The organism is Staphylococcus kloosii (assembly GCF_003019255.1).
Lineage (GTDB): Bacteria > Bacillota > Bacilli > Staphylococcales > Staphylococcaceae > Staphylococcus > Staphylococcus kloosii.
The window spans coordinates 1,564,525-1,577,903 of sequence record NZ_CP027846.1; the positions used below are offsets into that span (position 1 = coordinate 1,564,525).

Here is a 13,379-nt window from a genome sequence, read left to right on the forward strand (position 1 = left end):
GGTGCTATCATTGGACCATTGATAAAATTGTGAGGAGTGTCGAAAAGTCATGGAAGTTTATGCAGATAATGCTGCAACCACACCGGTTAAACAGCCAGTAATTGATAAAATGATGGAACTTTATACTTTACATTATGGTAATCCATCTTCAATTCATAGTATTGGTAGAGATGCACGTAAATATTTAGACGAATCACGTAGAGCAATTGCTCAAATGTTAGGTGCTAAAACGAACGAAGTTATATTTACAAGTGGCGCTACTGAATCTAATAATACAGCGATTAAAGGTATTGCTTATAAGCATCAACATAAAGGTAAGCATCTTATTACATCAAAAATTGAACATCATTCTGTATTACATGTCTTTGAACAACTTGAAAACGAAGGATTCACTGTAACTTATCTTGATGTAGACGAACAAGGCATTATCGACATTGAACAATTGAAAAATGCTATAACGAATGACACAATTTTAGTATCAATTATGTTTGTTAATAATGAAGTAGGTACTGTGCAACCTATGTATGAAATAGATGATATCGTCAAAAACTCAAATGCAATGTTTCATGTTGATGCTGTGCAGGCGATAGGTCATTTGGATATAGATTTTAACGAATTTAGCATTGATTCTATGAGTATTACTGCACATAAATTTGGTGGGCCTAAAGGTATTGGCGTATTATTAGTTAAAGAAGGTACAATGATGCGTTATATGCAACTAGGTGGAGAACAAGAAACCAAGCGTCGTGCAGGTACAGAAAATATCCCTCAAATTGCGGGACTAACAGAAGCATTAAAGCTAGCCACAGATAATTTGGATGACAATAACGTACACTTAATGTCATTGAAAAATTTGTTTTTAGTTAAATTACAAGAAAGATCAGTACCATTTGAAGTGAATGGATCGATGGTAGATACGACTGGTCACGTAGTAAACTTATATTTTCCGTTTATAGATGTTGAAACAATGCTGACATTATTAGATTTGTCTAATATATATGTTTCTTCAGGTTCAGCATGCACAGCAGGATCTACGACACCTTCGCATGTATTAGCGGCAATGTACGATGACGATGAGCGAGCAAAACATTCAGTAAGGTTTAGTTTTAATGAATTAAATACAGAGGCAGAAATCAAATATATAGCGATGGAAATTCACAAAATCTATCATAAATTTAAGGAGGAATAATAGTTGGGCAATGAAAATACACGTGTAGTTGTTGGTATGTCAGGTGGTGTTGATAGTTCCGTTACAGCGCATTTATTAAAAGAGCAAGGTTATGATGTCATTGGCATCTTTATGAAAAATTGGGACGATACAGATGAAAATGGCGTATGTACAGCGACAGAAGATTATAATGATGTCATTGCAGTTTGTAATCAAATTGGTATCCCGTATTATGCGGTCAATTTTGAACAACAATACTGGGATAAAGTATTCACATACTTCCTAGATGAATATAAAAAAGGTAGAACACCAAATCCAGATGTAATGTGTAATAAAGAAATTAAATTTAAAGCATTTTTAGAACATGCACTTAAACTAGGTGCAGATTTTGTAGCAACAGGTCATTATGCCCGCATTAAACGACATGAAGATGGTCATGTAGAAATGTTAAGAGGCGTTGACAATAATAAAGACCAAACTTATTTCTTAAACCAATTATCTCAAGAACAATTATCAAAAGTTATGTTCCCTATTGGAGATATTGATAAAAAAGAAGTTAGAAAAATAGCAGAAGAACAAAACTTAGCCACTGCTAAGAAAAAAGATTCAACTGGTATTTGTTTCATTGGTGAAAGAAACTTCAAAACATTTTTATCACAATATTTACCGGCTCAAGCAGGTAAAATGGTAACATTAAATGGCGAAGTTAAAGGTGAACACGGTGGTTTGATGTATTATACGATTGGCCAACGTCATGGTCTAGGTATAGGTGGCGATGGTGACCCATGGTTCGTAGTAGGTAAAAACTTAGAAGAAAACGTACTTTATGTTGAACAAGGTTTTGACCACGATGCACTTTATAGTGATTATTTAATTGCTTCAGACATCTCATTCGTAAATGATGTAGATTTAACAAATGGCTTTGAATGTACTGCTAAATTTAGATATCGTCAAAAAGATACAAAAGTATTTGTACAAAAAGAATCAGATAATGCAATACGTGTTACTTTTGATGTGCCAGTACGTGCAATTACTCCAGGTCAAGCAGTCGTATTTTATGACGGCGAAGTTTGTTTAGGTGGAGCAACAATTGACGACGTTTATAAAAATTCTGGTCAATTAAGTTACGTAGTATAATAGAAAATTTCAATATAGAGATTGAGAAGTAAATGTTTACTAAAATCAAATGTGTAATGCTTGTAATATGCATTCATTATTTAAGTGAAACATATTATTTCTCATTCTCTTTTTTTGTTAAAAACTATCTAACTATTTTAATATAATGTTATACTAAACTATTAGAAATGGGGTATCGAGCATGGAACAAGAAGAAATTTATAATTATATTAAACAAGGTCAAAATGATAAGGCGTTACAAGCTTTATTTGATAATATAGAAAATAACCCACAAGAAATAGAAAATTACATCAATGCAGGTATATTAATAGCAGAAGCGGGCGAAATTGAACATGCTGAAACATTTTTCCAAAAAGCATTAACAATAGATGCTGAGAACGGTGCTGTTTATTATAATTTAGCAAATGTATATTATAATGAAGGTCGTTTTAATGAAGCTATCAAGTTATATCAAACTGCATTACAACATGCCAAAGATGGTTTAGTGGATAAGATTGACGCAAATTATATGATAGGTATGTCATTTAACCAACTTGAATCATTTAAACAAGCGATGCCATTTTTAATGACGGCAGCTGAAGCGGATGACCGACAAGATGTGGAAGTTCAATTCCAATATGGTTTAGTATTATGTCATTTAGAGATGTTTGATCAAGCAATTGAACAATTAAATTACGTATTAACATTAGACAATGAACACGTTGATGCGCTTTATAATTTAGGTTTAGCTACATATATGAGTACTGAAAACGTTGATGATGCTTTAAATTACTTTAATAAAGCAGTAGCTATTAACCCGGAACACCATATGAGCCAACACGCGATAACAACTTTTAAATCAATTCAAGAGGAGGAGTAAAGCCATGGCTGATTCTACACTGTTTAACTATTCAATGGTTAAAGGCACAGTTGACGCAATTCTATTTCAAAATAAAGATAACTTTTATACTGTGTTAAAAGTCGATACAATTGAATCAAATGAAACCTTTGATAGTATGCCGACAGTTGTAGGATTTTTCCCTGAAGTGGTTGAAGGTGATGTTTATACTTTCAAAGGACAAGTCGCTACGCATCCCAAATATGGTAAACAACTAAAGGCCGAAACATTCGAAAAAGAGTTACCTCAAACAAAAGAAGCCATCGTCAGTTATCTTTCTAGTGATCTATTTAAAGGAATTGGTAAAAAAACTGCTCAAAATATTGTAAACGCCCTAGGTGAAAATACAATTTCAGATATTTTAAATGATGCAACAGTACTTGAAAAAGTGCCTGGCTTACCTAAGAAAAAACAACAACAAATTGCCGAACAAATCGCGAGTAATCAAGAAACTGAGCGAATTATCATTCGACTGCATGACTTAGGTTTCGGTCCTAAGTTAGCCATGAATATTTACCAAACATATCTCGGTGAAACTTTAAATGTAATTGAGAAGAGTCCGTATCAACTTGTTTATGATGTAAAAGGTATTGGTTTCAATAAGGCAGATGTATTAGCTAAAAATATTGGTATTCAATATAATGATCCTGAACGTATTAAAGCAGGTATTCTATATTTACTAGAAGAAGAATGTATTAAACAAGGTCATACTTATTTACCAAGCCAATTTTTAATAGATAACGTCCAGGATATGTTATCAAATCCACCAGCTGAAGAGATAGAAAGAAAGCAAATTGAAGCGCAAATCGATCAACTCGTGAATGATAGTAAATTAATACAACAAGAAGATCAGTTCGCTATTCCAAGTTTATATTACTCAGAAATTAAAAGTGTGCAAAATTTATATCGTAATTTCACATATACAAAGAAATTAAAAGATATAGAAACTTCAGAATTATTGTTAGAAATTGGAGATATTGAAGATAAGAACAATGTCAGCTATGCCGAATCTCAAAGAGAAGCTTTACAAACGGCTATTAATTCTAAAGTAATGTTATTAACAGGTGGACCTGGTACAGGTAAAACTACTGTTATAAAAGGTATTGTAGAATTATATGCTGAAATTCATGGCTTATCGTTAGATTATGATGATTATAAGGAAGATGATTATCCAATTGTATTAGGAGCACCAACGGGTCGAGCTTCTAAAAGATTATCTGAGTCGACAGAACTTGAAGCCATGACGATTCATCGGTTAATTGGGTGGAATCAAGATACACAGCCAGAAGATATATTGGATAATGAAATTAATGCGAAATTAATCATTATCGATGAAATGTCTATGGTCGATACGTGGTTGTTCCATCAATTTATGAGCGCCGTGCCAATCGATGCTCAAATTGTATTGGTGGGGGACGAAGACCAATTACCATCTGTAGGACCAGGACAAGTCTTTAAAGATTTAATTGATTCTAAAGTAATTCCTAGAGTAAATCTTACTGAAGTTTATCGACAACAAGAAGGTTCAAGTATTATTGAGTTAGCACATCGTATCAAATTAAATCAACATGTTGATATTACGCAACGCTTTCACGATAGAAACTTTATAAATTGTTCTACAGAACAAATTCCTGAAGTCGTTGATAAGGTAGTTAATAGTGCAGTTTCAAAAGGATATGATATGAGTGATATCCAAGTGCTAGCTCCGATGTATAAAGGTTCAGCAGGTATTAAAAAATTAAATTCAGTATTGCAAGGTATTTTGAACCCTAAGGATAAAGACACTAGAGAAATCGAATTTGGAGAAGTACTGTTTCGTAAAGGCGATAAAGTATTACAACTGGTCAATCGCCCAAATGATAATATTTTTAATGGCGATATAGGTGTTATAGTTGGCATATTTTGGGCGAAAGAAAATGCGTTAGATAAAGATGTCGTAGTTGTAGATTTTGAAGGCAATGAAATTACATTTACGAGACAGGATTTAATGGAATTGACACATGCATATTGTACGTCTATTCATAAATCTCAAGGTTCTGAATTTCCGATTGTTATTATGCCTATGGTCAAACAATATTATAGAATGTTGCAGAAGCCTATCTTATATACTGGTTTAACTAGAGCTAAACAATCTTTAGTCTTTTTAGGCGATCCACAAGCCTTTGATTTAGGTTTGAAAACGAACGGGCAAGTTAGAATGACGCAACTTTGTTCATTATTACAAGCTTACTTTAACAATGATGAAGATGAAGCACAAGCTGACGCAAAAGAAGTTAACAATAGTTTTGATGCATCTATAGAATTAAGCGAAACAACAATATATAAAATAGATCCCATGATAAATATGGGACAAATGTCGCCTTATGACTTCGTTAATGATTGACACGAAGTTAGAAAATAAATACAATGTATTTAAAGTTTATAAAGAAGATGAGTAAATAACTTTGAACATATAGAGATGTGCTGGTTGGTGAAAAGTACAGTCTGAGTTATTGAACGCTACTTCGTGTCATTGTTAATAAATACTTAATTGAGTGATAAACAAAATGTACGTTTTCCGAAACGCTATTGTTTTGTTTATAACTAGGGTGGTACCGCGAATCGTTCGTCCCTTTTATAGTGGATGAACTTTTTTTGTGCGCAAAATTATTTATAAATGATGTATGTATTAAATTGGAGGGTTATAAATGAAAAACTTAAAAGCAAGTGAGATTAGACAAGGTTTTATAGACTTCTTTGTAGAAAAAGGGCATATGGTAGAACCTTCTGCACCATTAGTACCTATCGATGACGATTCATTATTATGGATTAACTCAGGGGTAGCAACATTAAAAAAATATTTCGATGGTCGTGAAACACCAAAAAAACCTAGAATTGTAAATTCACAAAAAGCGATTCGTACGAATGATATTGAAAATGTTGGTTTCACTGCACGTCACCATACATTTTTCGAAATGTTAGGTAATTTTTCTATTGGTGATTATTTCAAAAAAGAAGCTATTGAATATGCTTGGGAGTTTTTAACTAGCGACAAATGGATGGGCATGGAACCAAGTAAATTATATGTAACAATACATCCTGAAGATACTGAAGCTTATAAATTATGGCATGAAGATATTGGACTTGAAGAAAGTCGTATTATTCGAATTGAAGGTAACTTTTGGGATATAGGTGAAGGACCTTCTGGACCAAACACTGAAATATTTTATGACCGCGGAGACGAATATGGTCAGGAAGACCCTCCAGAAGAAATGTATCCAGGTGGCGAAAACGAACGTTACTTAGAGGTATGGAACTTAGTATTTAGTGAATTTAACCATAATAAAGACCATACTTATACGCCACTTCCTAATAAAAATATTGATACTGGTATGGGTCTTGAAAGAATGGCATCTGTGGCTCAAGATGTACGTACTAACTATGAAACAGATTTATTTATGCCAATTATTGAAGAAGTAGAAAAAATTTCTGGCAAAAAATATTTAACTAATAATGAATATGATGTTGCGTTTAAAGTTATATCAGATCATATTAGAACAATTTCATTTGCTATTGCTGATGGCGCGTTGCCAGCAAATGAAGGACGTGGCTATGTATTACGTAGATTATTACGTAGAGCAGTACGTTTTAGCCAGTCACTAGACATTAATGAACCATTTTTATATAAATTGGTAGATATCGTTGCTGAAATTATGGAACCATACTACCCAAATGTAAAAGAAAAAGCACAGTTTATACAACGTGTTATTAAATCAGAAGAAGAGAGATTCCATGAAACATTACAAGAAGGTTTAGCAATCTTAAACACACTTGTACAAAAAGCTAAGGACAGCGATAAAACAATTGCTGGTGAAGATGCGTTTAAGCTTTATGATACTTATGGTTTCCCAGTAGAGTTAACTGAAGAATTTGCGCAACAAGAAGGTTTATCAATAGATATGGATACTTTTGAAGTTGAAATGCAAAAACAAAGAGATCGTGCACGTCAAGCGCGTCAAAGTGGACAATCTATGCAAATCCAAAGTGATGTGTTAAAACAAATTAATACTGACAGTACGTTTGTTGGCTATGAACAAATGGCTGCAGATTCTACAATAACTGACATTATTAAAGATGGTGAGCTTGTTAATACAGTTGAAGCTGGTGACGAAATTAGTCTTATCTTAAAAGAAACACCATTCTACGCTGTTAGTGGTGGACAAGTTGCTGATAAAGGTACGATAAGTAATGAAAGTTTTGAAATCTATGTAGAAGAAGTAACCAAAGCACCAAACGGTCAAAACTTACACACAGGTAAAGTACAATTTGGTAAAGTAACTACAGGTGCTAAAGTAACTGCAGAAGTAAATCACAACGAACGTCAAGCAATTAAGAAAAATCACAGTGCGACACATTTACTACATGCAGCATTAAAAGAAATTTTAGGTGATCATGTTAACCAAGCAGGTTCATTAGTAGAGCCTGATAGATTACGTTTTGACTTTTCACATTTCGGTCCGCTATCTGAAGAAGAAATCGAAATTGTTGAACGTCGCGTAAATGAAGAAATATGGAATAATATTTCAGTTTCTATTAAAGAAATGCCAATTGACGAAGCTAAAAAAATGGGTGCTATGGCATTATTTGGTGAAAAATACGGTGACGTAGTTAGAGTTGTCGACATGGCACCATTTTCAATAGAATTATGTGGTGGTATTCACGTAAGCAATACGTCAGAAATCGGTTTATTCAAAATTGTAAGTGAATCAGGTACAGGTGCTGGGGTACGTAGAATTGAAGCATTAACTGGAAAATCAGCATTCCTATATTTAGAATCAATTCAAAATCATTTCAAACAATTGAAAAAACAAATTAAAGTAAAAGCTGATGATCAAGTTTTAGATAAAGTTGTACAAATGCAAAATGATGAAAAATCATTACACAGACAGTTAGAACAACGTAGTAAAGAAATTACGGCGTTGAAAATGGGTGACATTAAAGATCAGGTTGAAGAAATAAATGGCTTGAACGTATTAGCTACCGAAGTGGAAGTAGATAATGCCAATGCAATCCGCGAAACGATGGATGATTTCAAATCTAAATTACAAGATACTGTTATTATTTTAGTAAGTAAGGTGGGCGATAAAGTTTCACTTATTGCTACAGTACCAAAATCATTAACTGATAAAGTTAAAGCTGGAGATATCATTAAAGAAATGGCTCCAGTAGTTGGTGGTAAAGGTGGCGGTCGTCCTGATATGGCTCAAGGTGGCGGTACACAGCCTGAAAACATAACAGAATCATTACGTTTTATTAAAAATTACATTAAATCACTGTAACTTGAAGATAGAGTAAGTTAAAATAGTGTTGTACAATTTTTACTATATTTGAAGGAGTGTTTGACGTGGAAAACTTAGATAAAACAATGAAGTTTAGTTATGATGAAATACCTAAGAAAGATGTCAGAACAGTGTTACTAAATGTATATAATACATTAGAAGAACGTGGCTACAACCCTGTAAACCAAATCGTGGGATATTTACTTTCAGGTGATCCTGCATATATCCCAAGACACAACGATGCGCGAAATCAAATTAGACATATCGATAGAGATGACATTATGGAAGAACTAGTGTCAAGCTATCTCCAAGATAGTACGAAAGAATAATTATGTTAACGAAAAAAATAATGGGTCTTGATGTAGGAAGTAAAACTGTTGGTATTGCCATTAGTGATTTAATGGGTTGGACTGCACAAGGCTTAGACACACTCCAAATAAATGAAAAAGAAAATGAGCTTGGTATTGATAAGCTTGTACAAATAGTAAAAAAAGAAAACGTGGGCACAGTTGTTATTGGATTACCAAAAAATATGAATAATTCTATTGGATTTCGAGGGGAAGCTTCGTTACAATACAAAGAACAGCTTCAAGAAGCTTTACCCTCACTTGAAATAATCATGTGGGATGAACGTCTTAGCACAATGGCTGCAGAACGTTCTTTGCTAGAGGCTGATGTATCTAGACAAAAAAGAAAAAAAGTTATCGATAAGATGGCAGCAGTATTTATCTTGCAAGGTTACTTGGATTCAATTCAATAAAAAGGAGAAATTTAAGATGACAGAACATAACAATGCAGAATTACAAATTAATAATGAGGAAGAATTACTAACTCTATATGACGAAGAAGGAAATGAAGTTCTTTACCGCAAAGTTTTAGAATTCTATCATCCTGAATTTAAAAAAGAATATGTCATTTTAGCAGAAGAAGGCGCAGAAGCAGATGACGACGATTTAATTGAATTAGTCCCAATGATTAATGACCCAGATGAAAATGGTGAAGGTGGTAAGTTCTTACCGGTAGAAACTGATGAAGAATGGGATATGATTGAAGAAGTTGTTAATACTGAAATGGATGACGCGTACGACCATGATCACGATCATGAATAATTAACACTTTAAAGAATAAATTCTATTACTTTTTAATAGAATTTATTCTTTTTTTATAATTAAACATACAAATTAAGTTCATACAGTAATTTTTATGAATAGAAATGCAGTCATTGCCTTTTCAATCTTATCTTTCTCAATAAAATATGGTAGAATATTTAAAGTTAAATTATATTTACCGTATGTAAACAACTACTATAAACAAAAACTGTATTTTGTCATTTTAATAATCAATATGATAGACACTATAATTAATTGTTTTAAGATAATATAAAGGAAGTAATAATTTGGAAAAAAATCAAGCTTATTTATTAAATTTACTAGACTATAATTCTACTAACATAGAAGAATTGAGAGCATATGCAGAAGAAAATGATGTGCCTATTGTCGATCGAATGACACTTGAAATGATTAAACAAATAATTAGAATACATAAACCTACTAAAATTCTTGAAATTGGTACAGCCATAGGATATAGTTCAATGCAATTTGCTGCAATTAATCCGCAAATCCAAGTTACGACAATTGAAAGAAATGAACAAATGCAAGCACAGGCATCAAGCAATTTTGAACGTTATAATTTTCAACAGCAAATTCATATGATTCAAGGCGATGCATTAGAACAATTTGACACTGTAAAAAATCAGACCTTTGATATGATTTTTATCGATGCTGCCAAAGCACAGTCAAAGAAATTTTTTGAGTTATATACCCCTTTATTAAAACAAAATGGTGTCGTTATTACAGACAACATCTTATATCATGATTTTGTTGCAGATATTGATGTAGTTAGAAATAGAAATATAAAACAAATGGTCAAAAAAATACAAAAATATAATGAATGGTTAATACAAAACGATTCGTTTACTACTAATTTTTTAAATATTGATGATGGTTTAGCTATTTCAATTAAAGGAGAGTAAGTATGACTGAATTATTAGTGACACCCAAATCTGTTGCTCATATTGCAACCCTAATAGACAAAGGGGCAGATGCTTTTGTTCTTGGAGAACAAAAATTTGGTTTGAGACTTGCTGGTGAATTTGATCGCGATACTTTAAAAGAGGCTGTTGAATTAATACATCAGCATGGTAAAAAAGCTTACATCGCAGTAAATGGTATTTTTCATAATTATCATTTGAACGCACTTGAGGATTATATTTCATATTTACATGAAATAAATGTGGATAGAATAATTTTTGGCGATCCTGCTGTAGTCATGTACGTCAAACAACAAGCGCATCCTATTCCGCTAAATTGGGACGCTGAAGCTTTAGTAACAAACTACTTCCAATGTAATTATTGGGGGGAGAAGGGCGCTAACAGAGCGGTATTAGCTAGAGAATTAAGTTTAGAAGAAATATTAAACATTAAACAACATGCCAATGTAGAAATTGAAGTTCAAGTACATGGCATGACATGTATGTTCCAATCAAAACGTATGTTATTAGGGAATTATTATACTTTCCAACAACGTCAAATGAAAATTGAACGTAATGATGTATCTAAACAATTGTTATTGTATGACGAAGAACGTGATAACAAATATCCTGTGTATGAAGATTATAACGGAACACATATTATGTCTCCGAATGATATTTGTTTAATAGAAGAATTAGATGCGCTTTTAGAAGCCGGTATCGATGCCTTTAAAATTGATGGCGTATTACAAACAGAGGAATATATCAATGTTTGCACTGCTCAATATAGAGAAGCTATCGATTTATATAATGAGGATCCAGAAGCATACGAGGATGAAAAATTTATGCTCGTAGATCCGATTGAAGAAATCCAACCAGAACATCGACCATTTGACGAAGGATTTTTATTTAAGCAAACAGTATATTAAGGAGGAGAATTAAGTGAAATTATTAGAAAAAGCAAATACTTCTATTACTCCTAAAATAAAAAAACCTGAATTACTAGCACCTGCTGGGAATTTAGAAAAACTTAAAATTGCAGTTCATTATGGCGCAGACGCTGTCTTTTTAGGTGGCCAAGAGTATGGTTTAAGATCCAATGCTGGCAATTTCACAATGGCTGAAATTGAAGAAGGCGTTAATTTTGCACGTAAATATGGTGCTAAAATATATATAACAACTAATATTATTGCTCACGATGAAAATATAGAAGGTTTAGATGCATATTTAAAAGACCTGGAAGCAACAGGTGCTACGGGAATAATCGTTGCCGATCCACTAATAATAGAAACATGTAAAAAAGTGGCTCCGTCACTTGAAATTCATTTATCCACGCAACAATCTTTATCAAATTATAAGGCTGTCGAATTCTGGAAAGAAGAGGGATTAGATCGTGTGGTTTTAGCACGTGAAACAGGCGCTATGGAAATGCAAGAAATGAAGGACAAGGTTGATATAGAAATCGAAGCCTTTATTCATGGAGCTATGTGTATTGCATATTCCGGTAGATGTACATTGAGTAATCATATGACTGCACGCGATTCAAACCGTGGTGGTTGTTGTCAGAGCTGCCGTTGGGACTATGATTTACTAGCAGTTGATGACGATGGAGAATTAGATTTATTATATAATGAAAATGATGTCGTGCCATTTGCAATGAGTCCGAAAGATTTAAAATTAATTGAATCTATTCCTAATATGATGGATATCGGTATCGATTCACTTAAAATTGAAGGAAGAATGAAATCAATTCATTACATAGCAACTGTTGTATCTGTATATCGAAAGGTTATCGATGCATATGCTGCTGACCCTGATAACTTTAAAATTGACCCAAGCTGGTTAGTTGAGTTAAGTAAATGTGCGAATAGAGCTACTGCTCCAGCATTTTTTGAGGGTACACCAGGTTATGAGGAGCAAATGTTTGGTTCAGTAGGTGAAAAAAATCAATCTTCTTATGATTTTTGTGGTTTAGTATTAGATTATGATGAAACATCACAAATTGCGACCATACAACAACGTAATAAATTTGCACCGGGCGAAGAAATAGAGTTTTTCGGTCCAGAGATCGATACATTTAAACAAGTTGTAGAGCATATTTACGACGAAGAAGGTAACGAATTAGATGCTGCGCGTCATCCACTTCAAATTATACAAATAAAAGTCGATAAACCTTTATATGCAAACAACATGATAAGAAAGGAAATTGGGTAATGAAAAGTACGACCATTATAGGAATTGCTGGCGGCTCAGGTTCAGGGAAAACAACGGTTACTGACGAAATTATGAAAAATTTAGAAGGTCATAGTGTTGCACTTTTAGCGCAAGACTATTACTATAAAGACCAATCGCATTTATCTTTTGAAGAGCGATTAGAAACAAATTATGATCATCCTTTTGCATTTGATAATGATTTATTAATCGCTAATTTAAATGATTTGAGAAATGATAAGGTTGTCGAAGTACCAACGTATGATTATAAGAACCATACTAGAAGCGATGAAACGATTGCATTTGAACCAAAAGATGTTATTATCGTAGAAGGTATATTTGCACTGGAAAATAAAACATTAAGAGATTTAATGGACGTTAAAATATATGTTGATACAGATGCAGACTTAAGAATATTACGTCGTTTACTACGTGACACTAAGGAACGTGGACGTACAATGGAATCGGTAGTAAATCAATATCTAAATGTAGTGCGCCCTATGCACAATCAATTTATTGAACCTACTAAAAAGTATGCCGATATCATCATTCCAGAAGGTGGCAGTAATAAAGTCGCAATCGACATAATGACAACTAAAATCCAGACATTAGTAAGTAAACAATAGTAATTTTATAGTA

At 33.1% G+C, this 13,379-nt stretch carries 12 protein-coding genes and 1 other annotated feature; all 12 genes read left to right on the top strand.

Annotated elements, in window-relative coordinates; genetic code table 11:
• Window positions 1-49 precede the first annotated feature (49 nt).
• The 12 genes from C7J89_RS07795 to udk all read left to right on the top strand — a co-directional run bounded on the left by C7J89_RS07795 (window position 50) and on the right by udk (window position 13,366).
• Complete coding sequence (locus C7J89_RS07795) at window positions 50-1,189, top strand: cysteine desulfurase family protein (RefSeq protein ID WP_061854520.1); 1,140 nt, start codon at window positions 50-52, stop codon at window positions 1,187-1,189.
• A 3-nt stretch (window positions 1,190-1,192) separates the two neighbouring features.
• Window positions 1,193-2,305 (top strand): tRNA 2-thiouridine(34) synthase MnmA, encoded by a 1,113-nt coding sequence (mnmA, locus tag C7J89_RS07800; RefSeq protein WP_103294716.1) that lies wholly within the window; start codon window positions 1,193-1,195, stop codon window positions 2,303-2,305.
• Window positions 2,306-2,486: 181 nt separating this feature from the next.
• Window positions 2,487-3,164 (top strand): tetratricopeptide repeat protein, encoded by a 678-nt coding sequence (locus tag C7J89_RS07805; protein ID WP_103294717.1) that lies wholly within the window; start codon window positions 2,487-2,489, stop codon window positions 3,162-3,164.
• Window positions 3,165-3,168: 4 nt separating this feature from the next.
• A complete protein-coding gene (gene recD2, locus C7J89_RS07810; RefSeq protein ID WP_103294718.1) occupies window positions 3,169-5,565 on the top strand; it encodes an SF1B family DNA helicase RecD2 in 2,397 nt (798 codons plus the stop codon).
• 29 nt (window positions 5,566-5,594) lie between these two features.
• Window positions 5,595-5,798, top strand: a binding site (T-box leader).
• A 71-nt stretch (window positions 5,799-5,869) separates the two neighbouring features.
• Entirely contained in the window at window positions 5,870-8,500 is a 2,631-nt protein-coding gene (gene alaS / locus C7J89_RS07815) for an alanine--tRNA ligase (protein ID WP_103294719.1), read from the top strand.
• A gap of 65 nt (window positions 8,501-8,565) precedes the next feature.
• Entirely contained in the window at window positions 8,566-8,829 is a 264-nt protein-coding gene (locus tag C7J89_RS07820) for an IreB family regulatory phosphoprotein (RefSeq protein WP_061854525.1), read from the top strand.
• A gap of 2 nt (window positions 8,830-8,831) precedes the next feature.
• On the top strand, window positions 8,832-9,260 hold the full coding sequence (ruvX, locus tag C7J89_RS07825; RefSeq protein WP_103294720.1) for a Holliday junction resolvase RuvX: 429 nt from the start codon (window positions 8,832-8,834) through the stop codon (window positions 9,258-9,260).
• Window positions 9,261-9,276: 16 nt separating this feature from the next.
• Entirely contained in the window at window positions 9,277-9,609 is a 333-nt protein-coding gene (locus tag C7J89_RS07830) for a DUF1292 domain-containing protein (protein WP_103294721.1), read from the top strand.
• A gap of 287 nt (window positions 9,610-9,896) precedes the next feature.
• Window positions 9,897-10,532, top strand: a complete 636-nt coding sequence (locus C7J89_RS07835; RefSeq protein WP_103296133.1) for an O-methyltransferase — start codon at window positions 9,897-9,899, stop codon at window positions 10,530-10,532.
• Window positions 10,533-10,534: 2 nt separating this feature from the next.
• Entirely contained in the window at window positions 10,535-11,458 is a 924-nt protein-coding gene (locus tag C7J89_RS07840; protein ID WP_061854528.1) for a peptidase U32 family protein, read from the top strand.
• 13 nt (window positions 11,459-11,471) lie between these two features.
• The gene (locus tag C7J89_RS07845; RefSeq protein ID WP_061854529.1) at window positions 11,472-12,743 is read left to right on the top strand and encodes a peptidase U32 family protein; all 1,272 of its coding nucleotides are present in this window, start codon (window positions 11,472-11,474) and stop codon (window positions 12,741-12,743) included.
• Window positions 12,743-13,366: a uridine kinase gene (gene udk, locus C7J89_RS07850; protein WP_061854530.1), complete on the top strand. Its 624-nt coding sequence runs from the start codon at window positions 12,743-12,745 to the stop codon at window positions 13,364-13,366. Before C7J89_RS07845 ends, udk begins: the two co-directional genes overlap by 1 nt.
• Window positions 13,367-13,379: the final 13 nt, after the last annotated feature.